The sequence below is a fragment of the Sinorhizobium garamanticum genome (genome assembly GCF_029892065.1).
GTDB classification, from domain to species: Bacteria; Pseudomonadota; Alphaproteobacteria; order Rhizobiales; family Rhizobiaceae; genus Sinorhizobium; species Sinorhizobium garamanticum.
This window is the reverse complement of sequence record NZ_CP120373.1, coordinates 1,732,964-1,756,272: the sequence shown is the minus strand read 5'-3', so window position 1 is coordinate 1,756,272 and position 23,309 is coordinate 1,732,964. Positions and strand designations below refer to the sequence as shown.

Sequence of the window (23,309 nt, the reverse complement as noted above, 5' to 3'; positions counted from 1 at the left end):
AAAGACAGAATGGTTGCGTGTCAGTTCTGGTGGCAGAGCGCCCCGGACGCATCTGGCAAATTGCGCATAGTAGCCAGCCAATTGGTCATACGACCTTGATCGGAGGCGAGGAAGGGTGCAGCCATTATTAGAGCAACTCAGGAGAGTGTGTAGCGGTTTTCCGCCCGGAATTGCGTAGTTTCAAAGAGTTGGATCATTTCACTGTTTCAATGAAACAATGAAATGGTCTAAAGCGGGATGAAGAAAGGTGTGCGCGGTTTTCCGCCCGCATCGCGCGTCTCAACTTATTAGAATCGATCACCCCAGGAGGCACTTCATGCTCGGTCCTGTTCTAGACCCTGTTGCCACCGATAATTCGTTACCCTCGAAAGCCGAGGTCGTCATTGTCGGCGGTGGCATTATCGGCGTCAGCACCGCGCTCTTCCTCGCCGAACGCGGGGTGCAAGTCGTGCTGTGCGAGAAAGGCGCTCTCGGCGGCGAACAATCGAGCCGCAATTGGGGTTGGGTGCGCGTGATGGGCCGGGACCGCCGCGAGATCCCGCTTGCCATGGCGGCACTGAAAATCTGGGATACGCTCGACGCGCGCGTCGGCGGTGAAACCGGATTTCGCCGCAGCGGCATTTTGTATGTATCGGAGAACGAGCGGGACATTGCCAATCGAGACGCTTGGCTGACGCATGCCAGGCATCATGGCGTCGACAGCCGCCAGATCGGCCCGGACGAGACGCAGTCCAGGATGGCCGGAGCGACGACCCGCTACAAAGGCGCACTCTTTACGCCGAGCGATGGCCGGGCCGAGCCGCAGAAGGCAGTGCCGGCAATTGCCGCGGGCGCGAGGCGCGCTGGGGCGCAAATCGTCACCGGCTGTGCCGTGCGCGGGGTCGAGAGGAGCGCTGGCCGGATCAGCGCCGTCATCACGGAAAAGGGCCGAATCGAAACCGCGACGGTCGTCCTTGCCGGCGGTGCCTGGTCGCGGCTCTTTTGCAAGGGACTCGGAATCCGGCTACCGCAACTGAAGGTGCGCAACACCGTGCTCAGAACGACGCCGGTCGACGGCGGACCGGAGGGCGCCGGCGCGACGGCGAGCTATGCCTATCGAAAACGGCTCGACGGCGGCTATACCATCGCCGACGGCGGCGCCAACCTGCATCCGATCGCCCCGGACAGTTTCGCTTTCTTCCGTGATTTTCAGCCTGCACGAAAGGCCGAGGGCGAGGCCGTGCAGGTCGGCGTGAGCGCGCAGAGCTGGCGCGAGCTCTTCGAGATCGCATCCGTGCCGCTCGACCGTCCCGGGGCCTTCGAACGCCACCGGATCCTCGACCCCCGGCCCGATCCGCGCTCCGCGCTAAGAGCGTTCGCGGAGGCAAGAAAGGTCTTCCCGGCACTCCGACATACCGCGCCGCTGCAGATCTGGGCCGGCCTCATCGACGTCACGCCCGATGCCGTGCCGATCATTTCCCATGCCGAAAACGTCCCCGGACTGACGATCGCGACCGGGTTTTCCGGCCATGGCTTCGGTATCGGTCCCGGCGCGGGCCACCTTGTCGCCGACCTCGTCACAGGAGATCGGCCGATCGTCGATCCTGCGAATTTCCGGCTCTCGCGCTTTTCCGACGGCACGCCGCTCGAGATCGCGCCGCCGGTCTGAAAGCGCGCTTACGAGCGCCGATCCCCGAACCGGCCGCGCAAGAAAATTTCTCGCAACGGTCGCTGCTGCCTGTTTCCGGTCCCGCATCCAGGACGCAATGGCAGTATTCTGTCTTTCTTCAAACGGCGGCCGGCCGAGACCGCGAAAACCCTTCATCTCCCCCTGAACTCATGGCAGTCTGTCCGCATGTATCCCCTTGGGAGAACGGGGATCGTGACGGCAATTGGCAGCGTCGGGCGGAGGAGTATGCTACGATGCGAGATCTTGCCGTCCCATGCCATGAGACCGGCAACGCCGTTCTCCCGAAGCATTGATTTGCGCGCGATGCGCAATCCGGATGGGAGGCCGGAACCCGCATGAGCGACCTCGATCGTTTGAGTTTGCATGTCCCCGAACCGGCCGTTCGGCCGGGCGGCCAGCCCGATTTCTCCAACGTCAAGATACCCAAGGCCGGATCCGTGCCTCGCCCAGAGGTGGACGTCGCATCGGAAGAGATCAGGGACCTCGCCTTTTCCATCATCCGCGTGCTCAACCGCGATGGCGAAGCAGTCGGACCCTGGGCCGGGCTCCTCTCCGATGCGGAACTGCTGGCCGGTCTCAGGCACATGATGATGCTACGCGCCTTCGACTCGCGCATGCTGATGGCGCAGCGTCAGGGCAAGACATCCTTCTATATGCAGCATCTTGGCGAGGAGGCCGTAAGCTGCGCCTTCCGCAAGGCCCTTCGCAAGGGCGACATGAATTTCCCGACCTACCGACAAGCCGGCCTTCTCATCGCCGATGATTACCCGATGGTCGAGATGATGAACCAGATCTTCTCGAACGAGAGCGATCCGTGCCACGGGCGCCAGCTACCGGTGATGTACACCTCCAAGGAGCATGGCTTCTTCACGATTTCCGGCAATCTCGCCACCCAATATGTCCAGGCGGTCGGCTGGGCCATGGCCTCGGCGATCAAGAACGACACGCGCATCGCCGCCGGCTGGATCGGTGACGGCTCGACGGCGGAGTCGGACTTCCATTCCGCACTCGTCTTTGCATCCACTTACCGGGCGCCCGTCATTCTCAACATCGTCAACAATCAGTGGGCGATCTCGACCTTCCAGGGCATCGCCCGCGGCGGCTCGGGTACCTTTGCGGCGCGCGGCTTGGGCTTCGGCATTCCGGCGCTGCGCGTCGACGGCAACGACTATCTCGCCGTCTATGCGGTCGCGCGCTGGGCGGCGGAGCGGGCGCGACGAAATCTCGGGCCGACGCTGATCGAATACGTGACCTACCGTGTCGGTGCGCACTCCACATCTGACGACCCGAGCGCCTATCGCCCGAAGACGGAATCGGAGGCCTGGCCGCTTGGCGATCCGGTCTTGAGATTGAAGAAGCACCTGATCGTCCGCGGCGCGTGGTCGGAAGAGCGTCACGCCCAGGCGGAAGCCGAAATCATGGACGAGGTGATCCAGGCACAGAAACAGGCGGAAAGCCACGGCACGTTGCATGCCGGCGGCAAGCCGTCCGTACGCGATATTTTCGAGGGTGTTTACGCCGAGATGCCGCCGCACATCCGCCGCCAGCGGCAGAAGGCAGGGTACTGACATGGCCAGAATGACAATGATCGAAGCGGTGCGCAGCGCCATGGACGTCTCGATGGCGCGTGACGAGAACGTCGTCGTCTTCGGCGAGGACGTAGGCTATTTCGGCGGCGTTTTCCGCTGCACGCAAGGGCTCCAGGCAAAGTACGGCAAGACCCGCTGCTTCGACGCCCCAATCAGTGAATCCGGCATCGTCGGTACCGCGATCGGCATGGCCGCCTACGGGCTGAAACCCTGCGTCGAAATCCAGTTCGCCGACTACATGTATCCGGCCTACGACCAGATTACCCAGGAGGCAGCGCGCATTCGCTATCGCTCGAACGGCGACTTCACCTGCCCGATCGTCCTGCGCATGCCGACCGGTGGCGGCATCTTCGGCGGCCAGACGCACAGCCAGAGCCCGGAAGCGCTTTTCACCCATGTCTGCGGTCTGAAGGTCATCGTTCCGTCAAACCCCTACGACGCCAAGGGGCTTCTGATTTCGGCAATCGAGGATCCCGATCCGGTGATGTTCCTGGAGCCGAAGCGTCTCTACAACGGCCCATTCGACGGCCACCACGAACGTCCGGTGACGCCCTGGTCAAAGCATGAGCTCGGCGACGTTCCGGAGGGCCACTATACGATCCCGATCGGCAAGGCCGAAATCCGCCGCAAGGGCTCGGCCGTGACGGTGGTCGCCTATGGCACCATGGTGCATGTCGCGCTCGCTGCCGCCGAGGAAACCGGGATCGATGCGGAAGTGATTGACCTGCGCAGCCTGCTGCCGCTCGACCTCGATACGATCGTGCAGTCCGTCACCAAGACGGGACGCTGCGTCGTCGTGCACGAGGCAACGCTGACATCCGGCTTTGGCGCTGAGCTCGTATCTCTCGTGCAGGAGCATTGTTTCTATCACCTGGAGGCGCCCGTGGTCCGGGTGACTGGCTGGGACACGCCCTATCCGCACGCTCAGGAATGGGACTATTTCCCCGGCCCCGCGCGCGTCGGCCGCGCGCTCACCGAAGCGATGGAGGCCTGACGATGGGCGAATTTATCCTGAAGATGCCCGATGTCGGCGAAGGCGTCGCAGAGGCCGAGCTTGTCGAGTGGCACGTGAAGCCTGGCGATCCCGTGCGCGAGGACATGGTGCTCGCCGCGGTCATGACCGACAAGGCGACCGTCGAGATCCCCTCGCCCGTCACCGGCACGGTGCTATGGCTTGGCGCTGAAATCGGTGACACGGTCGCGGTAAAGGCCCCGCTCGTGCGCATCGAGGTCTCGGGTGACGGCGTCGCTGTGACCGAAATCGCCACAACTGCCGTCCCGGCCGAGCCGGCGGTGAAGGAGCAGGCGCCTCCGCCCGAAGTGAAGGAGGCGGCACCTCCAAAACCTGAACCGAAAGCCGTGGCGGAGGCGCCGACCGCCGCGCCCCCGGCACGCGACATGTCGAAGAAACCGCTCGCCTCGCCGGCGGTCCGGCTCCGCGCGAAGGATAGCGGTGTCGATCTCAGACAGGTGATCGGCACCGGCCCCGCTGGCCGGATCACCCATGACGATCTCGATCTCTTTCTGAGCCGCGGCGCCCAGCCGGCGCCCGCAGTTATCGGTCTTGTCCGCAAGACCGCAGTGGAGGAAATCAAGGTCACCGGTCTCAGGCGCCGTATCGCCGAGAAGATGACGCTCTCCACCTCGCGCATTCCCCACATCACCTATGTGGAGGAAATGGACATGACGGCGCTTGAAGACCTGCGCGCGATGATGAACCGCGACCGCAAACCCGATCAGCCAAAGCTGACGGTCCTGCCCTTCCTGATGCGGGCGCTGGTCAAGACCGTCGCCGCGCAGCCGGGCGTCAATGCCACCTTCGACGATGGCACCGGCGTTATTCATCGGCATGCCGCCGTTCATATCGGCATCGCCACCCAGACCCCAGCCGGCCTGACCGTTCCAGTCGTGCGCCATGCCGAGGCACGCGGAATCTGGGACTGCGCCGCAGAGCTGAACAGGCTGGCGGATGCCGCCCGCACCGGGACCGCGACCCGCGACGAACTGACCGGTTCGACCATTACCATCTCTTCCCTAGGCGCGCTTGGCGGCATCGCCTCGACGCCCGTCATCAACCATCCGGAGGTGGCGATCGTCGGGGTCAACAAGATCGCCATCCGTCCTGTGTGGGACGGGACGCAATTCGTTCCGCGCAAGATCATGAATCTCTCATCGAGCTTCGATCACCGCGTCATCGACGGCTGGGACGCCGCGACCTTCGTCCAGCGGCTGAAGACGCTGCTCGAAACGCCGGCGCTGATTTTCGTGGAAGGATGATGCGATCATGAAGGAAATCTCCTGCAAGCTTCTGGTGCTTGGTGCCGGTCCCGGCGGCTATGTCTGCGCCATCCGCGCCGGCCAGCTCGGCGTCGACACCGTGATCGTCGAAAAGGCGAAGGCCGGCGGCACCTGCCTCAATGTCGGCTGCATCCCCTCGAAGGCGCTGATCCATGCGGCCGAGGAATTTCACAAACTCCGCGCGGCGGCATCCGGCAAGAGCCCGCTCGGACTTTCGCTGAGCACGCCGGCGATCGACCTCGCGCGCACCGTCGCCTGGAAGGACGGCATCGTCGGGCGGTTGAACGGCGGCGTCACGGGCCTGCTGAAAAAGGCGGGCGTCAAGGCGGTTGTCGGCGAGGCACGCTTCGTCGACGGCAAGACCGTGGACGTCGAGACCGAGACCGGTCTGCAGCGCATTCGTGCCGAGGCGGTCGTCATCGCCACCGGCTCCGCGCCGGTCGAACTGCCCGACCTGCCCTTCGGCGAGAACGTTATCTCCTCGACCGGCGCGCTGGCGCTGAAAGCGGTTCCCGAGACGCTGGCCGTCATCGGCGGCGGCTATATCGGCCTCGAACTCGGCATCGCCTTCGCCAAGCTCGGCTCGAAGGTCACCGTGCTCGAAGCCATGGATCGTATCCTGCCGCAATACGACGCGGAGCTTTCGAAGCCGGTGATGAAGCGCCTTGGCGAACTCGGCATCGATGTTTTCACGCGCACTGCCGCCAAACGGCTCTCGGCCGATGGCCGCGGTTTGCTTGCGGAAGAAAACGGCCGACCCTTCGAGGTGCCCGCCGAAAAGGTCCTCGTGACCGTCGGCCGCAGGCCCGTCACGGAAGGATGGGGCATTGAGGAGATCGATCTCGACCTCGCCGGGAGATTCATCCGCATCGATGACCAGTGCCGCACCTCGATGCGCGGCATTTATGCGATCGGCGACGTCACCGGTGAACCGATGCTCGCGCACCGTGCCATCGCGCAAGGCGAAATGGTGGCCGAGATCGTCGCCGGACGTAAGCGGAGTTGGGACAAGCATTGCGTCCCGGCCGTCTGCTTCACCGACCCGGAGATCGTCAGCGCCGGCCTTTCACCGGACGAGGCGCGCGCGACCGGCGTCGAGATCAAGATCGGCCAGTTTCCCTTCCAGGCGAACGGCCGCGCCATGACGACGCTTTCCGAAGACGGTTTCATCCGCGTCGTCGCACGTGCCGACAATCATCTGGTGCTCGGCATCCACGCAGTCGGCCATGGCGTCTCGGAACTCTCGGCGACCTTTGCGCTGGCGATCGAGATGGGCGCGCGGCTTGAGGACATCGCCGGCACGATCCATGCGCACCCGACCCAATCTGAAGCTTTCCAGGAAGCGGCCTTCAAGGGATTGGGGCACGCGCTGCATATTTGAGGCGCGACCGCCCTCGGCAGGGCGAGACGGCTGCCCCTCATCCCGCTGCCGCGACCTTCTCCCCGCAGGCGGGGAGAAGGGGCGATGCCGCGCCCACTCATTTCCCATCACCGGTTACTTTTGAAGCTCGGAATGTTCAATTGCACCGTGGTAGGGCCGAAGATCGAGGCACGACCTCGTCCCCTCTCCCCGCCTGCCGGGAGAGGGCTAGGGTGACGGGCAAACTCCCGTAGCCTCCTACTGCAGCAGCTCCAGCCCGACCGCCGTCGCTTCGCCGCCGCCGATGCAGAGCGAGGCGATGCCCCGCTTGACGCCGTTGGCGCGCATTGCATGGAGCAGCGTCACGACAATCCGGGCGCCGGAGGCGCCGATCGGGTGGCCGACCGCGCAGGCGCCACCGTGGATGTTGACGATGTCGTCGGAAAGGCCGAGATCGCGGATCGCCGCCATGGCAACGACGGCGAAGGCCTCGTTGATCTCGTAGAGCCCGACGCTGCCCTTCTCCCAGTTGAGCTTGTCGATGAGCTTTTCGATGGCGCCGATCGGCGCTGTGGTAAACCACGCCGGCTCCTGGGCATGGCCGGCATGGCCGGCGACGATCGCAAGCGGCGTCAGCCCGCGCTTCTCCGCCTCGCTCGCGCGCATCAGGATCAGGGCGGCGGCGCCGTCGGAGATGGAGGAGGAATTGGCAGCAGTGACGCTGCCGCCGTCGCGGAAGGCGGGTTTCAGCTTCGGTATCTTCGCCGGATCGACCTTCGTCGGCCCCTCATCCCGGTCGAGATTGGCGCTGCCGCGTTTGCCGCCATCCACGATCGCCACAAGTTCGTCGGCAAAGGACTTGTCCTCTGCCGCCTTCAACGCCCGTTCGAGCGAGCGCAGCGCGAAGGCGTCCTGATCGGCCCGGGAAAATTGGTAATGCTGCGCCGTATCCTCGGCATAGGTGCCCATCAACCGACCGGAATAGGCGTCCTCCAGCCCGTCGAGGAACATGTGGTCCTTGACCTCGCCGTGGCCGAGCCGGAAACCGCCACGCGCCTTGGGCAGCAGATAGGGGGCGTTGGTCATCGACTCCATGCCGCCGGCGGCGATCACCGACGCACTGCCGGAGAGAAGCGCATCGTGGCCGAGCATGAGCGCCTTCATGCCTGAGCCGCAGACCTTCGAGACCGTGGTCGAGGGGGTTTCCTGTCCGAGGCCGGCGCCAAGGGCCGCCTGTCGAGCGGGATTCTGGCCGATGCCGGCCGGCAGGACGTTGCCCATCAGGACCTCGTCGACCGCATCGAGAGCGGCGCGTTCGAGAGCCGCCTTCAAGGCGACGGCGCCGAGTTCCGGTGCCGTCAGGTCCTTCAGTCCTCCCTGAAAGGCACCCATCGGCGTACGCGCCGCCGACACGATAACGACTGGATCGCGATTGCTCATCTTCGTCCTCCCAAATGGAGAGCAGCGTTTCCGCGCCTCATCCCGCTGCCGCGACCTTCTCCCCGCTCGCGGGAGAAGGTACATGTCCCGCCGCCTAAGTCCCCTCTCCCGCCTGCGGGGAGAGGGTTAGGGTTTGGGGCAACGCGCCGCTATCTCGCCGTCGACCGTGGAATCGGCACGCTCAGAGAGACTATAGCCCGCGAATGCGCCAAGACAACGCTTGGCGATCACCCCATCCGCTCCGACGCATAACTTCCCGGGCTCGGCGGGAAAACGACGACGCGGTTGCCGTTGATGAAGCAGCGGTGATGGATATGGGCGTGCACGGCGCGGGCCAGCGCCTGGCTTTCGACGTCGCGGCCGATCGAGACATAATCTTCGGCGCTTTGCGCATGGGTGATGCGGGCGATGTCCTGCTCGATGATCGGCCCCTCGTCGAGATCGGCGGTGACGTAATGCGCCGTCGCGCCGATCAGCTTGACGCCGCGCTCATAGGCTTGCTTGTAAGGGTTGGCGCCCTTGAAGCTCGGCAGGAACGAATGGTGGATGTTGATGATCTTCCCCGACATCTTCTTGCAGAGCGCATCCGACAGCACCTGCATGTAACGGGCGAGCACAATCAGTTCCGCGCCGGTCTGCTCGACGATCTCCATCAGGTGGGCTTCGGCCTTCGGCTTGTTCTCCTTCGTCACCTTGATGCAGTGGAAGGGGATGTCGTGGTTGACGACGACCTTCTGGTAGTCGAAGTGGTTGGAGACGACGCCGACGATGTCGATCGGCAGCGCGCCGATCTTCCAGCGATAGAGCAGGTCGTTGAGGCAATGGCCGAAACGCGACACCATCAAGAGCACCTTCATGCGCTCCTCGGAATCGCGGATTTCCATCGTCATCTTGAAGCGCTCGATAACCGGTGCAAAGCCTTCGCGCAGTTCCTCCAGCTTCGCGCCATCCTGGCTGATGAAGCTGAGCCGCATGAAGAACAGACCCGTTTCGAGATCGTCGAACTGCGAGCTGTCGCTGATGTAACAGCCCTTTTCCGCAAGATAGCCGGTGACGGCGGCGACGATGCCGCGGGTGGATTTGCAGGTGACGGTCAGCACATAGCTTTTCATCGATGGGTCTCTCGCTCTAGAGGTGTTTCCGGCGCGCCCTTATACGGGCAGTGACGCGAAAACTAGCGTGACGATTTAAGACCCGCCGATCCATTCGCGACATCGGCTGGACGGAACAGGCCACGGCCAGCGATGCCGGAGAGCTCTGCTTGGGAGCCTCGCTTAGGACTTCACCCGATCGGGATGCGCGCTCGCGAAAGCCTCGATCTCAGCGCAGCGCGCGTCGATGGCAACGATCCTTTGGCAAGCGGCGAGATCGACGCCCCAGCGCCGTGCGTTGTAGACCTGCGGCACCAAACAGAAATCCGCCATCGTCGGCCGGTCGCCATGGCAGAACTCGCCGGTGGATGGGTGATCGAGCATGCGCTCGAAGGCAGCAAGGCCTTCGCCGATGAACTTGTGCATCCAGGCGCGTCGCGCCGCTTCGCCGTCCTCGGCACTGGCCATGACATAACCAATCACCCCGAGATTGCAGACGGGATGGATATCCATCGCGATGGCATAGGACAGCGCACGCACCCGCTGCCGACCGATCGCGTCGGCAGGCAGAAAGCCGCTACCTTCCCTCGTCTCCGCCAGATACTCGATAATCGCCAGAGACTGAGTAAAGCGTTGGCCATCGATATCGAGCACCGGCACCAGGCCTTGCGGATTGCGCGCCAGATGGTCCGGCCCGCGATGGGCCTTGGCGAGGAGATCGACCGGAACGGAGGCGTAGGTCTCGCCGAGCAGATTGAGCGCGATCCGCACGCGATAGCTCGCCGACGAGCGCCAATAGTCGTAAAGAACGGCTTCGTTCGCCACCTTTGCCTCCGATCCGATCGGTCTCGCGCACCGTCAGCCGCGATCGTATTTCTCGACAGTCTGTTCGATGGCGCCAAAGATCGAATGGCCGGCAGCATCCTTCATCTCGATCCGGACCACGTCACCGAACTTGAGGAAGTGCGTTTTCGGCGCACCGCTGTCGATCGTCTCGATCATGCGGATCTCGGCGATGCAGGAATAGCCGGCCCCGCCTGCCGCTACCGGCTTGCCCGGTTCACCATCAAGCTTGTTGGAAACGGTGCCGGAACCGATGATCGTGCCGGCCGAAAGCGGTCGCGTACGGGCCGCATGCGCGATCAATTGCGGGAAGTCGAAGGTCATGTCGACGCCGGCATTGGCACGACCGAACGGCTTGCCGTTGAGGTCGACGTGAAGCGGCAGATGCAGCTTGCCCCCATCCCAGGCATCGCCCAGTTCGTCGGGCGTTACCGCAACCGGCGAGAAGGCGGACGACGGTTTCGACTGATAGAAGCCGAAGCCCTTGGCGAGTTCGGCGGGGATCAGGCCGCGCAGCGAAACATCGTTGACAAGCATCACAAGGCGGATCGCCCGCCGGGCCTCTTCGAGGCTCGCCCCCATCGGCACGTCATCGACGACGACGGCGACTTCGCCCTCCATGTCGATGCCCCAGGCTTCGTCCGCCATCGCGATCGGATCGCGCGGTCCGAGAAAACTGTCGGAGCCGCCCTGATAGATCAGCGGATCGGTCCAGAAACTCGCCGGCATCTCGGCATTGCGCGCTTTCCTGACAAGCTCGACATGATTGACATAGGCCGAACCGTCGGCCCACTGATACGCCCGCGGCAAAGGCGAGGCCGCATCGTGCTCGTGAAAGCGCATGGTCGGCTGGGATCCAGTCTCGATGCCTTCCGCGACGAGCGCAAGCCGTGGGCCGGCATGCGCCCAATCGTCAAGCGCCGCCTGCAGCGTGCGGGCGATATGGCCGACCTCGGAGCAGCGGGTCAGGTCTTTCGAGACCACGACGAGCTTGCCGTCGCGGGTGGAGTCTTTCAGCGTCGCGAGTTTCATGGACTGGTGTTTCCCGATGTGTTTTGTTGATCCGCACCGGACGGCGCGGATTCCGAGAGCATGTCACGGTTCTTCGCCGGATGTCACTTGATTCCGGGCGTACCGTCGAATTTCCGCTCGAGCCCGGACCAGCAGTCGATGTAATCGTCCTGCAGGGTCTCCAACTCCGCAGCGAACTTCGTCAACTGCTGCGGGAAGCGGGTTTCGAACATGAAAGCCATGGTGTTTTCGAGCTTCACCGGCTTCAACTCTCCATTCGATGCCTTCTCGAAACCGGTGGAGTCCGGCCCGTGCGGCAGCATCATGTTGTGCAGGCTCATGCCGCCTGGCACGAAACCTTCCTCCTTGGCGTCGTAGCGCCCATAGATCAGCCCCATAAACTCGCTCATGATGTTGCGGTGATACCAGGGCGGGCGGAACGTGTGTTCGGCGACCAGCCAGCGCGGCGGGAAGATGACGAAATCGACATTGGCCGTGCCCTCCTCGCCCGATGGCGCCGTCAGCACGGTGAAGATAGACGGATCGGGATGGTCGAACAGGATCGCGCCGACCGGAGAGAACGTCTTCAGGTCGTATTTGTAGGGCGCGTAGTTGCCGTGCCAGGCAACGACGTCGAGCGGCGAATGGCCGATCTCGGTGACATGGAAGGAGCCGCACCATTTCACATGGACACGGCACGGCATTTCCTTGTCCTCGTAGGCGGCGACCGGTGTCTTGAAATCGCGCGGGTTGGCAAGGCAATTGGCGCCGATCGGCCCGCGATCCGGCAGGGTGAACTTCGCGCCGTAGTTCTCGCAAATGTACCCGCGCCACACCTTTTCCTCGCTGAGCCGAGTGACCTTGAACATTGTCCCGCGCGGCACGATGCAGATTTCCGACGGTTCAACGTCCATCTTGCCGAGTTCGGTGAAGACGCGGATCGCGCCGGTTTCCGGCACGATCAAAAGTTCGCCGTCGGCATTGAAGAAATAGTCGTCGACCATGTCGGCATTGAAAGTGTAGGTGTGCGCCGCCATCCCCGCCTGCGTGAGGACATCGCCGGCGGTGGTCATGGTACGGATACCTTCCAGGAAGTTCAGCTTCTCCGAAGGCGTCGGCAACGGGCTCCAGCGCAGTTGACCGAGCGCCAGCGAATGCTCGGCAATGTGCGGCGCCGTCTTCCAGTGCGGATAGTCGATCTTCTTGAAACGTCCGGTGTGCCTGACGCTCGGGCGAATGCGGTAAAGCCAGGAACGCTCGTTGGTGCCGCGCGGCGCGGTGAACGGAGAACCGGAAAGCTGCTCCGCGTATAGTCCATATTCGCATTTCTGCGGGCTGTTCTGGCCCTGAGGCAGCGCGCCAGGCAAGCTTTCGGTCTCGAAATCGTTGCCAAATCCGGGCATGTAGGAGAGCGCCCGTTCCGCACCCGTGCCGGCTTCGTGTTGCTTTTCCGCCTTTTCCAACATGACTTGCACCTCCTCTTCTCCTCGCTATATTGGTTGCAATCGTAACTATTGATTTTGTAACTATCAAGGAAGACGCCATGGCGCGGGATGGGTTCGAACTCGAGAACTTCCTGCCGTATCGGCTCAACCGGGCGGCGGAATTCGTGGCCCTGCGCTTTGCCGCGCAGTACAAGGCACGTTACCAGCTTACCCGTCCCGAATGGCGAACGCTCGCCGCGCTCGGGAGTTCCGGCCGCAGCATGACGGCGACCGAAATCGGCGCGCATTCCACCATGCACAAGACGAAGGTTAGCCGCGCCGTCTTCAGCCTCGAACAGCGACGCTGGCTGAAGCGCGAGGAGGACGGTCGCGACCGCCGGTTCGAGCATCTGGCGCTGACGCCCGCAGGTGAGCAGGCCTACAAGGAACTGACCGAACTCGCCAGCCGCTATCAGGCCGAGCTGCTTTCGATGCTCGGAACAGAAGACATGGCGGCGCTTTCCACGGGCCTGCGCGCCGTCGAACGCGCGATGAAGAAATCGGCCGCGCCAGAAGGTGGCTAACCCTTCACCCGCTCCGGTATCGGCAGCCCTTCGAAACTCTTCAGCGTTTCGAGCACGATCGATGTCTTCACGTGCTGGACGCTGTCATGCGGCAGAAGCACGTCGTTGACGAAACGCGAAAGCCCGGCGAGGTCCGGTGTCACGACGCGTAAGTGATAGTCCATCTCCCCCGTCAGCGCGTAGGCCTCCAGCACTTCGGGCAAACCGGACACCAGCTTGCCGAAACGCTTGGCATTGTCGCGATTGTGCGTGGCGAGCGTCACCGAGATCACCACCATCAGATCGAGCCCCAGCTTCTGCCGGTCGATCTGCGCCTGATAGCCGGTGATATAGCCTTCCGCCTCCAATCGCGACCGCCGACGCGAACATTGGGACGGCGAAAGCGCGATGCGCTCGGACAATTCGTTGTTGGTCAGATGCCCATCGCGCTGCAGTTCGCCGAGGATCTTGAGATCAAATCCGTCAAGCTGCTCCATTCATGCGCCCTCGCCCACTCTGCCGCACAATTCATGCGTTGAATCGCCGAATTCACGCAAGAATACAAGCATCATGCATCCGATTTGCGCCATACTCCAGCAAAGTTTGGAAGAATGAAGAGGAGGCTTCCGATGGGCCCGTTCCCGCACGACGCACCACCCCCGAAAATCAGCGCGGACAACCCCGCCGGGACGGACGGTTTCGAGTTCGTCGAATTCGCGCATCCCGAGCCGGAGAAGCTGAACGAGCTTTTCACCCGCATGGGATATATGGCCGTCGCCAAGCACCGGACGAAGGACATCACTGTCTGGCGGCAGGGCGACATCAACTACATCGTCAACGCCGAGCCGGGCTCTCATGCCATGCGCTTCGTCGACAAGCACGGCCCTTGCGCTCCGTCGATGGCCTGGCGCGTCGTCGACGCGAAGCATGCATTCGAGCACGCCGTTTCCAAGGGCGCCGAGCCCTATACCGGAGGCGACAAGTGCCTCGATGTTCCGGCAATCGTCGGCATTGGCGGCTCGCTCCTCTACTTCGTCGAAACATACGGCGAAAAGGGCTCGGCCTATGATGCCGAGTTCGAATGGCTGGGCGAGCGCGATCCGAAGCCCACGGGCGTCGGCTTCTACTATCTCGACCACCTGACCCATAACGTCTATCGCGGCAACATGGACAAGTGGTGGGCGTTCTACCGTGAACTGTTCAACTTCAAACAGATCCACTTCTTCGACATAGACGGCCGCATCACCGGCCTCGTCAGCCGCGCGATCACCTCGCCTTGCGGCAAGATCCGCATCCCCTTGAACGAGTCGAAGGACGACACCAGTCAGATCGAGGAATATCTGAAGAAGTACAAGGGCGAAGGCATTCAGCACATCGCGGTCGGAACCGAAGCAATCTACGACGCGACCGACAAGCTTGCGGAAAATGGTCTCAAATTCATGCCCGGACCACCGGAGACCTACTACGAAATGTCGCGCGAGCGCGTCCACGGCCATGACGAGCCGATCGAGCGGATGAAGAAACACGGCATCCTGATCGATGGCGAAGGCGTGGTGAATGGCGGCATGACGAAGATCCTGCTGCAGATCTTCTCGAGGACCGTCATCGGACCGATCTTCTTCGAGTTCATCCAGCGCAAGGGGGATGAAGGCTTCGGTGAGGGCAATTTCCGCGCCCTGTTCGAATCGATCGAAGCCGATCAGATCCGCCGCGGCGCACTTGGACCGCAGGCGGCCGAATAGGTCTTCGGTATCGAGACAAACAGAAGGGCCCCTCGCCGGCAGCGAGGGGCCCTTTTGTTCGAAAAGCCGCGAACTCTCGTCAGTTCCAGCGCGAACCGAGCCGCGCTTCGGACATACCGCGGTCCGCCTCATGCGTGAAATAGCGGGACGCGGCTTCCGTCCGGTTACGCACGTTCATCTTCTTGTAGATGTTGCGCACATGGACCTTTACGGTGTTTTCCGACAGACCGAGACGATCGGCAATGATCTTGTTCTGTGTCCCCATGCAGATCAGATCGAGAATCTGCACCTCGCGCGCGGTCAGCACACCCATGCGAGCATCGCGCTTCGGCTCCGGGGCAACAAAGGCTTCGACAACCGCTTCCCGCCGGGCGCGAAGGGTCTCGCCGGCGAGTCTTACCGGCGCAAGGCGCCTGACCAGCGCCGCCGGAAAATGTTCACCGCCCTTCATCAGAAGATCGATAACGGTCAAGCAGACGTCCAGATGAAGATTGAGAGGCAGCACGCCGTGGATCAGTCCTTCATCGACAAAGCTGGCGATCGATGAATCGAGCACCTCCGCATCCTCCACCACGAGCCCGATCGCGGCCTTCGGGTGGAATTCATGGATCATCCTGAGAACGGACGGAAACGTCGCCACCGGCAAGCGATAAAGCATCACCAGCGTGACGTCGACGAGGTTGCCGTCAAGCAGGCTGTCGGGATCGGACAGGCTGACGACGTCCTGGCCCTGAAACCGCGCGCCGACCGCCTGCATCAGGCATTCGGCGAACAGATCCACCTTGGCGAGCATTACGATTTTACTTTTCGTGGTTAATACTTTGTTGTTGTCTTCAAAATTGCTCAGGTTCGAGCTCGTACGATACATTTATCCCCTCCTTGGGAATTCCCATTTATTTTAATGGGTGTTCCAACCCCACTTGGAGCAGCCCGCGTTTGAAAATTTCTTCAAATACTGCGCAAAAAAAACGAACAAAAAATTCGCTATAGCTAATGTATCGTAAAGATGGGGGAGGCGAAACCACCCAAAAGGGTTAGATGCTCCTCACCTTCGCGTCTAAATCGTCCGAAAACGAACCAATTTTGGGCCAATCGGCCTCGAAAGGCCCCGGACCAAACACCCCCTGGTTTTCGAGGGGAATTCCAGACGATCGTAGTGACCGCAAAAGCGGGCGATGGGTGCCCGCCTTTGCTCGGCTAGGACGGAGGAGCAAGGGCGAGCCGTCGACATAGCTACAATGGATTATGCGCCACCACATCGAAGGTGGTAGACGTGTTCGGGGCAACCCAAAATTGGCAGGCCACGACTTTTGCCGCGCGCGCACGACGGCGTCGATCGATGCCAATTCCTAACAATTTGAATTAGCCCATGAAATCTTGTTATTCGCTGATCAGCCGTTTAATCGCGGGCGCCGCGGCGAACCGAACCACCTTCAAGCGCACTGCGCCAGATTCGCAAGTATTAACATTATCTTAACCTCATCGATCGGCACGGCTAAAGATTCAAAAAAGCCATTGAATACAAGAGACTAACCACAATTGATGTCTTTCGTTCATCCGCATTCAGGCTCACACTACCATCGTCGCGCTTGAGTTTGCACGACCCACGGACTGCTTTTGTATCATGCGTCGCAGCCGCGGAGTACATATATCGAGCTGCTACTCGACATATGATGTAACCGGTATTTGTAGTACGTAGCAATTTATGTAGAAGTACATACAAGCAATTATACTATGAATACAAAGGGAAAATATCGGAACCCAACAGACGAATTACATTTTATACTGATTCGTCTGAACTTCAAAAGAGAGCCAGCTCCGCAAAAATCCTATAAAAGATGAAAGGGTTTCGGTGCTGGCTCCCTCTGCGAAGGGAGTTGTAGATGACCGATACCCCGTTAAAGGATTTTCGGGCCGACAACAGTATCAACACCGATGACGACTTGAAGATTGGCGTGCTTGCCGACGGGCTTGCGAGTGGCAGCGTCCATGCCAAAAACGTCGACTTCGACGCGACAAGCCATCGCAGCATTGCCGACGGCAACAACATCACCAGCAAGATCGACGCAAAAGAAACCGGTGAGGACAACCATCCTTCCGTCAGCGAGCCTCCGGCACTGGACGACACAAGCGGCTTCGGCAATGTCGGCATCGCCACTGACGTCACCTTCAATCTCGGCGACGACCTTTCCTTCAGCCTGAACCTCGATCGCATCCTCGATCATTCGCTGAGCGCCGTCGGAAACGACACCGGGTTCACCATCGTGCAGGCAAACAGCCTCGCCGATCAGGATCATGCCTATAGCGTCAAGATGAACAACGCCAATCCCGACAACGCTTCGAATGCGGATGGCGGGCATGCGGAGAGCGGCGACGGCATGCACTTCGGCACGAGCTCCGACTGGGATCTCAAGGTCGGTCACGAGGTTGATGCCAGTGCCAAGGCCGATGCATCCGTGACCCTTGCAAGCGGGGAGTTCCATCAGGAGATCGTTCAGGGCGCGAACCTCCTTAGCAACGCCGTCGATGTCAATGTCGTCGGCGGCGACTTGGACGTGACCTCTACTGGGCAGGACAGCGACGGTTGATTGATCCTTGGAGACGAAGAAATGTGCGCTGGCCGGCCGCGCTGGTGCACAGATGGATGGTTGATTTGGGGTCGGTTCAGCGCGCCTTGGCAATCGCCAGTCGGCCCGCCGAGGTCTCCCTTTGCTGCCGGAGGGAAGGATCGGGGTAATGCACGCGGAGAAGGTCAACGAAATCGTTGCGCATTTCCTTGGGCTGTTCGAGACGGCGACCGACGAGGCACGCATAAGGCATCAATATCTGCAAGGCAGTGAAACCCGGAAGCCTGCGCCTGAGGACAGCGGCGGCGACACACCACTACCCGATTTCAAGTGCTCTTTCGAACTGAAAGACTACGATCCGGACATTTCGTATCAACCATCAGGCTACCGCCTCGAGGGCTTCGATATCGTCGGACGCTCGCAATTCTCCGACGACACGTCCCCTGATCCCGTCTCGCTGGACGACTTGACCATCCAGCCCAGGCTTTTCAGCACCGTCGCAGGTCCGTCCGGCATCGCACCGGACCACATGGCGCCGCACCATGCGGCACCGGAGCAGGCGCCGGTCGTCCAGGGGGACGCGGGTTCGGTCAGCGGTCAGATTCTGCAGGTCAATCTCCTTCACGACGACGACGTCCTCGACATGAGCGGTTCACCGACGGCGGCCGGTGACGCGAGCTACGTCACCGAAAAGCTCGCGGAATACGTCGAGGAAGCGACGAACGCCTCACCGCTCGCGCAATTGGGCCAGATCGACAGTTCCGGGGCGCTTGCGGCGCTTGCCGCGCATCTCAAGGCCCTCGCCGCGACTGTGCGCGCCGACGAGCCGCAGCAGTCGGACGACCACGCTACGCCCGTGGACCAGACGTTATCCGCGACAGTCGCTCCGGCCGATTTGCCGGAAGATGACCGCGGCACAGAGGTTCGCGCAGCGGACGACATCGAAGGCGTCCACGTGAACGGCGCGCATGTCGAGGTTCTTCCGGAACTCGCCAACTTTCTGCCCCCCGGCGCGAATGGCGCCATTCAGCCGAACAGCGACAACGGCAGCGCGCTAGAAGTCGAGGCGGGGGCCAACAAGGTCAGCAGCTTCGCAAGCATCGTCAGCGCCAGCGCAACCGCATCGGTCACGGTTGTGATGGGCCACTACCATCAGATCGACGTCATCTCACAATCCTACGTCTACGCCGACAACGACAAGGTGAATGCCTCCTTTGCCGAGGGCGCTTACGAAGCCGTCTCGCAAACCATCGCCATGAACATCGCGAATTTCGAGCGTCATGAGTTCGACGCGCCGGCAGGGGAGATGGCAGGCGCCGCAGATCAATTGTCGGCCTTCCCGACGAGCTGGCGCGTCAACGTCATCGAGGGCGATCTGTCGATCGTCCACTGGATCGAACAGTATAATTACGTCAGCGACAACGACACGGTCTCCATTACGACCAGCGGCGCGGAAACCACCGTGCTCACAGGCGGTAACGTCGCGGTCAATTTCGCCTCGTTCGTCGATTTCGGCAGCCAGTACGACCTTGTAATCGTGGGTGGCCATATCCTGGACATGAACCTCATCAGCCAGGTTTCGGTCCTGTACGACAACGATCAGATCCAGGGGATCTCCGCCGGCAACGGCATCACTCTTGATGAAGGCGGCAATCTCGTCTGGAACGCGGGATCGATCGAGAACATCGGCGACAACGAGCGCTTCGAGAGCGTGCCGGACTACATGCACCAGGTCGTCGACAATATTCGCGAGGGCACGGATGACGTGCCGGAAGCACTGGCGAACGACCAGGACTTCGCAGGGTACTCGAGCCTGCACGTCCTCTACATCACCGGCAATCTCTATGACGTCAACGTCATCAAACAGGTCAGCATTCTCGGTGACGCCGACGCCATCACCTACACGGCCGGCGGCACGCCGGAAGAAGGGCTCGACACCGAGGTGACCGTTCACGTCGGCAGCAATACGGTGGTCAACGTCGCCCAGATCATCGACTACGACAGTTTCGGCCAGACGACCTATGTCGGCGGCGAGGTCTACTCCGACACGATTCTCATTCAGTCCGGGATTGTCGACATCGGCCGTGATGGCGACACGCTGCGCTTCCAGCCGGACGGCCTTGCAAACGAGGTCATTGCATTTGTCGGCGAAGACGATCCGGCACCCACCGGCGAGCGCGTCGGCGATACCGCCAACGGGACATCGTGGAGCGACGGTCAATGGAACGACGTCATGCACACGGTGCTGACATAACGACGATCGCGAGGGAGTGCCATGAACGATCTGTCCAAACGGTATGTCGATGAAGGCAAACCGTTGTCGCGCTCGGCACCGGAGCTGAATCTACCTGGCACGCCCAAGGTTCCGCCAATCTCTACCTTCGAGGAACCCACAACATCCGATCAGGACGCCGAAGGCCCATCGCATCCGGAACAGCCGGGCACCGAAAGGAAAAAGACGCGCGGCAACGAAAGCGGCAAGCGCGACGAGATCAAGAGCCGGCCGGGGCCGCTGTCGCCGACGATCAACAATGAGCCAGGCCCCTTCAGGGAGGGCGAGCGCCGTCCGACCGCGCGTGACGCCGACGGCAGGGACGCAGCCGACAATGGCGGAGAGGGAAAGGACGCATTTCACAAGCGCACGGGACCGGTAAACTTCGCTGCAAGCCTGCAAAACTGCCTGGCGGCCGTCCAGCACAACATGCTGATCGTCGTCGTCTTCACCGTCGCGATCAACGTCCTCGTGCTCGCCATCCCGATCTACCTGTTCCAGATTTCCGACCGGGTTCTGACAAGTCGGTCGCAAGACACTTTGCTGATGCTGACGATCGCCGTCGTCGGGGCGATTGTTCTGCAGGTGGTTCTCGATTCCATTCGCCGCTTCATCCTGATGCGGACCGCCGTCGAGATCGAAGTCCAGCTCGGCGCACCGATCCTCAGCGCCGCCGCGCGAGCATCGCTGCACGGCAGCGGGCGAGACTACCAGGTGCTGAGCGACCTGCAGCAGCTTCGTGCCTTCATCACGTCGGGTACGCTGGTCTCGTTCCTTGACGCACCTCTGACCCCGCTTTTCGTGGTCGTCGTCTACTTGATCCAGCCTCAGCTTGGGCTGATCGTCATCTCGTGCTGCGTCGTTCTTTTCATCATTGCCTATCTCAACCAGAAGGCAACGACGCGATCGTTCAGCGAGGCCAACAGCTACCTCGGCCGCGCCAATTTTCATCTCGATTCGATGTCGCGCAATGCGCAGATCATCAATGCGCTGGCGATGATTCCGGAGGCGGTGAAGATGTGGGGGCACGAGACGGCCGCCTCGCTCAAGGCGCAGGTCTATGCCCAGGACCGCAACATCATGTTCGCCGGCGCCTCGAAGGGCGTGCGGATGTTCACCCAGGTGGCGCTCCTGGGCTGGGGCGCGCATTTGGCGATGATGGGCCAGCTGACGGGTGGCATGGTCATCGCCGCCTCCATCATTGCCGGCCGCGCACTCGCACCGGTCGAAGGTGCGATCGAGGGCTGGAACCAGCTCAATCACTCGCGCGCGGCCTATGGCCGGATCAGGCAACTTCTCCTGGGCTCGCCGCTGAATTTCCCCCGGCTGCGTTTGCCAAACCCGGAGGGCCGACTCGACGTCGAGCGCATTCTCTTCGTGCCGCCGCCGCAGAAACGCGTGATCTTGAACGGCATATCCTTCTCGCTCTCCAAAGGAGAAGCGCTCGCGATCATCGGCAACTCCGGCTCCGGCAAGACGACGCTCGGCAAGATGCTGGTCGGATCGATCCTGCCGACATCCGGCAGCGTCCGGCTCGATCTCATGGACTTGAGAAACTGGGACCAGCGTCAGTTCGGCGAAAGCATCGGCTATCTGCCGCAGGACGTGCAGCTCTTCCCCGGCACGATCAAGGCGAACATCTGTCGCATGCGCGACGATGTCGAGGATGCGATGATCTACGATGCGGCCGTGCTTGCCGACGTGCATGATCTGATCGCCACGTTCCCCCAAGGCTACGAGACAGTGGTCGCTGCGGACGGCGCTCCCCTCTCCGGCGGACAGAAGCAGCGCATTGCACTCGCACGGGCCTTCTTCGGCAATCCCAAATTCGTCGTCCTCGACGAGCCGAATTCCAATCTCGACAGCAATGGCGAGGCAGCGCTTGCCCGCGCGCTTCTCCATGCGAAGAACCAGGGCATCACGACCGTGACCGTCACCCAGCGCCCGGCACTCTTGCAATGCGTCGACAAGATCATGGTGCTCAACGAAGGAACCGTTGCCATGTTCGGCGCGCGAAACGAAGTTCTCGCCGCACTTGGCGCGGCGCCGAACCACGACGGGGCACAGTCACGTATTCGCGGAGGTCGCCAATGAGCAAGCGCAGGAAAAGCGCCGATCCGCACAATGCTGCGGAGTGGTATTCCGAGGTCCCCCGCTCGATCAGGCTCCACAGCTTCGCGGGTCTTGCCCTGATCGCGGCGTCCTTCGGCGGCTTCGGCTATTGGGCCTTTGCCGCACCGCTGGCAGCGGCGATCATCGCCCAGGGAAGTTTCGTCGCCAACGGCAACAACAAGATCATCCAGCACCTCGAAGGCGGCATCATCGAGCAGCTGCTGGTCAACGAAGGAGAGAAGGTAAGAGCCGGAGATATACTGGTGAAACTCGACCAGACCCCGGCGCGCGCCAATGCGCGCATGCTCAACCTCAAGCGCCTTCGCCTGGAAGCGGTGGTCGCGCGACTTCGCGCGGAAGCGATGGGCAGCGACACCTTCAAGGTACCGGATATCGTCGCCGAGCAGGCGGACGATGGAGACGTGCGGGCGATCATCGAAAGCCAGAACGTTATTTTCCAGAGCAAGAAGATCAAGCTGCGGGATCAACTGAACCTCATCGACCAGAACATTCGCTCTCTCGAATTTCGCGCCAGGGGCTACGATCTGCAGCGGGCGTCCTTCAACAAACAGATGGAGATCCTGGCGGAAGAGCGCGAATCCAAGAGCAGGCTGGCCGAACGCGGCCTGATCAGGCGGCCGGAACTCCTGGCGCTAGACCGGGCGATCGCCGACGCGATGGGCGAAATCGGCAGGCTCGAATCGGAGGTGAGAGAGAGCCTCACCCAGATCGATCGCTATCGCCAGGAAGCTGTCATTGCCATCAACACCAACAAGCAGACTGCACTGGACGGTCTGGAAGGGGCCGAAGCCGACCTTGATGCCGTGCGCCAGCAGGTCCGCGAGGCGGCCGAGGTGCTCGACCGTGCCACCATTCGTTCCCCCGTCGACGGGACTGTCGTGCGCAGCTATTTCCATACCGCCGGCGGCGTGATCGCGACGGGCAAACCGATCATGGAGATCCTGCCGGCCAATGTGCCGCTGATCATCGAGGCCCAGGTGCTTCGAACGGCCATCGATCAGCTTAAGGTCGGCGAGGATGCAACGATACGCCTTTCCGCGCTGAACCGCCGCACGACGCCCGTTCTGAAAGGCAAGCTCTTCTATGTCTCGGCCGATTCCATCGAGGAAGTGGCCGGCGGACAGCAACGCGACGTCTACATCGTCCGCGTGGAGGTACCTGCCAGCGAGATCAATCGCATTCATGGTTTTCACCCGGTACCCGGGATGCCGGCCGAGATCCTGATCACCACATCCGAACGAACGTTTTTCGAATACCTGACGAAGCCTATCACCGACAGCATGTCGCGGGCATTCAAGGAGACCTGA

The 23,309-nt window shown here is 61.8% G+C and carries 18 protein-coding genes; 11 read left to right on the top strand and 7 right to left on the bottom strand.

The annotated features are described in order from the left end of the window. Nucleotides 1–316 precede the first annotated feature (316 nt). The 5 genes from PZN02_RS08130 to lpdA all read left to right on the top strand — a co-directional run bounded on the left by PZN02_RS08130 (nt 317) and on the right by lpdA (nt 6,937). Nucleotides 317–1,648, top strand: coding sequence for an NAD(P)/FAD-dependent oxidoreductase (locus PZN02_RS08130; RefSeq protein ID WP_280661070.1), 1,332 nt, complete (start codon nt 317–319; stop codon nt 1,646–1,648). Between the two features lie 356 nt (nt 1,649–2,004). Further along, entirely contained in the window at nt 2,005–3,237 is a 1,233-nt protein-coding gene (locus PZN02_RS08125) for a 3-methyl-2-oxobutanoate dehydrogenase (2-methylpropanoyl-transferring) subunit alpha (protein WP_280661069.1), read from the top strand. A gap of 1 nt (nt 3,238) precedes the next feature. Continuing rightward, nucleotides 3,239–4,252, top strand: a complete 1,014-nt coding sequence (locus PZN02_RS08120; protein ID WP_280661068.1) for an alpha-ketoacid dehydrogenase subunit beta — start codon at nt 3,239–3,241, stop codon at nt 4,250–4,252. A gap of 2 nt (nt 4,253–4,254) precedes the next feature. After that, nucleotides 4,255–5,535: a dihydrolipoamide acetyltransferase family protein gene (locus tag PZN02_RS08115; RefSeq protein WP_280661067.1), complete on the top strand. Its 1,281-nt coding sequence runs from the start codon at nt 4,255–4,257 to the stop codon at nt 5,533–5,535. A 7-nt stretch (nt 5,536–5,542) separates the two neighbouring features. Then, the gene (lpdA, locus tag PZN02_RS08110; RefSeq protein ID WP_280661066.1) at nt 5,543–6,937 is read left to right on the top strand and encodes a dihydrolipoyl dehydrogenase; all 1,395 of its coding nucleotides are present in this window, start codon (nt 5,543–5,545) and stop codon (nt 6,935–6,937) included. Nucleotides 6,938–7,174: 237 nt separating this feature from the next. On the opposite strand, the gene PZN02_RS08105 is transcribed toward lpdA, so the two are convergent. From PZN02_RS08105 to hmgA, 5 genes are all read right to left on the bottom strand, one after another. Then, nucleotides 7,175–8,356, bottom strand: a complete 1,182-nt coding sequence (locus PZN02_RS08105) for an acetyl-CoA C-acyltransferase (RefSeq protein ID WP_280661065.1) — start codon at nt 8,354–8,356, stop codon at nt 7,175–7,177. A 227-nt stretch (nt 8,357–8,583) separates the two neighbouring features. Beyond that, the gene (purU, locus tag PZN02_RS08100) at nt 8,584–9,468 is read right to left on the bottom strand and encodes a formyltetrahydrofolate deformylase (RefSeq protein ID WP_280661064.1); all 885 of its coding nucleotides are present in this window, start codon (nt 9,466–9,468) and stop codon (nt 8,584–8,586) included. Nucleotides 9,469–9,630: 162 nt separating this feature from the next. Continuing rightward, complete coding sequence (gene maiA, locus PZN02_RS08095) at nt 9,631–10,272, bottom strand: maleylacetoacetate isomerase (protein ID WP_280661063.1); 642 nt, start codon at nt 10,270–10,272, stop codon at nt 9,631–9,633. 33 nt (nt 10,273–10,305) lie between these two features. Continuing rightward, a complete protein-coding gene (locus PZN02_RS08090) occupies nt 10,306–11,322 on the bottom strand; it encodes a fumarylacetoacetate hydrolase family protein (protein ID WP_280661062.1) in 1,017 nt (338 codons plus the stop codon). A gap of 83 nt (nt 11,323–11,405) precedes the next feature. Then, nucleotides 11,406–12,767, bottom strand: a complete 1,362-nt coding sequence (gene hmgA / locus PZN02_RS08085; RefSeq protein WP_280661061.1) for a homogentisate 1,2-dioxygenase — start codon at nt 12,765–12,767, stop codon at nt 11,406–11,408. Between the two features lie 77 nt (nt 12,768–12,844). Here hmgA and PZN02_RS08080 point away from each other — a divergent pair, with 77 nt between their 5' ends. After that, a complete protein-coding gene (locus PZN02_RS08080; protein ID WP_280661060.1) occupies nt 12,845–13,309 on the top strand; it encodes a MarR family winged helix-turn-helix transcriptional regulator in 465 nt (154 codons plus the stop codon). On the opposite strand, the gene PZN02_RS08075 is transcribed toward PZN02_RS08080, so the two are convergent. After that, nucleotides 13,306–13,785, bottom strand: a complete 480-nt coding sequence (locus PZN02_RS08075; protein ID WP_136508637.1) for an Lrp/AsnC family transcriptional regulator — start codon at nt 13,783–13,785, stop codon at nt 13,306–13,308. The genes PZN02_RS08080 and PZN02_RS08075 overlap by 4 nt on opposite strands. A 132-nt stretch (nt 13,786–13,917) precedes the next feature. On the opposite strand from PZN02_RS08075, the gene hppD reads away from it, so the two are divergent. Beyond that, on the top strand, nt 13,918–15,030 hold the full coding sequence (gene hppD, locus PZN02_RS08070) for a 4-hydroxyphenylpyruvate dioxygenase (protein WP_280661059.1): 1,113 nt from the start codon (nt 13,918–13,920) through the stop codon (nt 15,028–15,030). A 79-nt stretch (nt 15,031–15,109) separates the two neighbouring features. Here hppD and PZN02_RS08065 read toward each other — a convergent pair whose 3' ends face one another. Further along, on the bottom strand, nt 15,110–15,898 hold the full coding sequence (locus PZN02_RS08065; RefSeq protein ID WP_280661058.1) for a helix-turn-helix transcriptional regulator: 789 nt from the start codon (nt 15,896–15,898) through the stop codon (nt 15,110–15,112). Nucleotides 15,899–16,913: 1,015 nt separating this feature from the next. Here PZN02_RS08065 and PZN02_RS08060 point away from each other — a divergent pair. The 4 genes from PZN02_RS08060 to PZN02_RS08045 all read left to right on the top strand — a co-directional run bounded on the left by PZN02_RS08060 (nt 16,914) and on the right by PZN02_RS08045 (nt 23,309). Beyond that, nucleotides 16,914–17,618 carry a fibrinogen-binding protein gene (locus PZN02_RS08060; RefSeq protein WP_280661057.1) on the top strand — a complete coding sequence of 235 codons (705 nt, stop codon included), beginning with the start codon at nt 16,914–16,916 and terminating at the stop codon, nt 17,616–17,618. A gap of 148 nt (nt 17,619–17,766) precedes the next feature. Beyond that, nucleotides 17,767–19,851, top strand: a complete 2,085-nt coding sequence (locus tag PZN02_RS08055; protein ID WP_280661056.1) for a hypothetical protein — start codon at nt 17,767–17,769, stop codon at nt 19,849–19,851. Nucleotides 19,852–19,872: 21 nt separating this feature from the next. After that, nucleotides 19,873–21,963, top strand: coding sequence for a type I secretion system permease/ATPase (locus PZN02_RS08050; protein WP_280661055.1), 2,091 nt, complete (start codon nt 19,873–19,875; stop codon nt 21,961–21,963). Beyond that, nucleotides 21,960–23,309: an HlyD family type I secretion periplasmic adaptor subunit gene (locus PZN02_RS08045; RefSeq protein ID WP_280661054.1), complete on the top strand. Its 1,350-nt coding sequence runs from the start codon at nt 21,960–21,962 to the stop codon at nt 23,307–23,309. The genes PZN02_RS08050 and PZN02_RS08045 overlap by 4 nt, the downstream gene beginning before the upstream one ends.

Excerpts from the sequence above, each read along its gene's own strand:
- PZN02_RS08080 (WP_280661060.1), top strand. The coding sequence starts at position 12,845 with ATGGCGCGGGATGGGTTCGAACTCGAGAACTTCCTGCCGTATCGGCTC.
- PZN02_RS08115 (WP_280661067.1), top strand. The coding sequence starts at position 4,255 with ATGGGCGAATTTATCCTGAAGATGCCCGATGTCGGCGAAGGCGTCGCA.
- PZN02_RS08130 (WP_280661070.1), top strand. The coding sequence starts at position 317 with ATGCTCGGTCCTGTTCTAGACCCTGTTGCCACCGATAATTCGTTACCC.
- lpdA (WP_280661066.1), top strand. The coding sequence starts at position 5,543 with ATGAAGGAAATCTCCTGCAAGCTTCTGGTGCTTGGTGCCGGTCCCGGC.
- PZN02_RS08050 (WP_280661055.1), top strand. The coding sequence starts at position 19,873 with ATGAACGATCTGTCCAAACGGTATGTCGATGAAGGCAAACCGTTGTCG.
- hppD (WP_280661059.1), top strand. The coding sequence starts at position 13,918 with ATGGGCCCGTTCCCGCACGACGCACCACCCCCGAAAATCAGCGCGGAC.
- PZN02_RS08090 (WP_280661062.1), bottom strand. The coding sequence starts at position 11,322 with ATGAAACTCGCGACGCTGAAAGACTCCACCCGCGACGGCAAGCTCGTC.
- PZN02_RS08105 (WP_280661065.1), bottom strand. The coding sequence starts at position 8,356 with ATGAGCAATCGCGATCCAGTCGTTATCGTGTCGGCGGCGCGTACGCCG.
- hmgA (WP_280661061.1), bottom strand. The coding sequence starts at position 12,767 with ATGTTGGAAAAGGCGGAAAAGCAACACGAAGCCGGCACGGGTGCGGAA.
- PZN02_RS08065 (WP_280661058.1), bottom strand. The coding sequence starts at position 15,898 with ATGTATCGTACGAGCTCGAACCTGAGCAATTTTGAAGACAACAACAAA.
- PZN02_RS08055 (WP_280661056.1), top strand. The coding sequence starts at position 17,767 with ATGCACGCGGAGAAGGTCAACGAAATCGTTGCGCATTTCCTTGGGCTG.
- purU (WP_280661064.1), bottom strand. The coding sequence starts at position 9,468 with ATGAAAAGCTATGTGCTGACCGTCACCTGCAAATCCACCCGCGGCATC.
- PZN02_RS08045 (WP_280661054.1), top strand. The coding sequence starts at position 21,960 with ATGAGCAAGCGCAGGAAAAGCGCCGATCCGCACAATGCTGCGGAGTGG.
- PZN02_RS08125 (WP_280661069.1), top strand. The coding sequence starts at position 2,005 with ATGAGCGACCTCGATCGTTTGAGTTTGCATGTCCCCGAACCGGCCGTT.
- PZN02_RS08060 (WP_280661057.1), top strand. The coding sequence starts at position 16,914 with ATGACCGATACCCCGTTAAAGGATTTTCGGGCCGACAACAGTATCAAC.
- PZN02_RS08120 (WP_280661068.1), top strand. The coding sequence starts at position 3,239 with ATGGCCAGAATGACAATGATCGAAGCGGTGCGCAGCGCCATGGACGTC.
- PZN02_RS08075 (WP_136508637.1), bottom strand. The coding sequence starts at position 13,785 with ATGGAGCAGCTTGACGGATTTGATCTCAAGATCCTCGGCGAACTGCAG.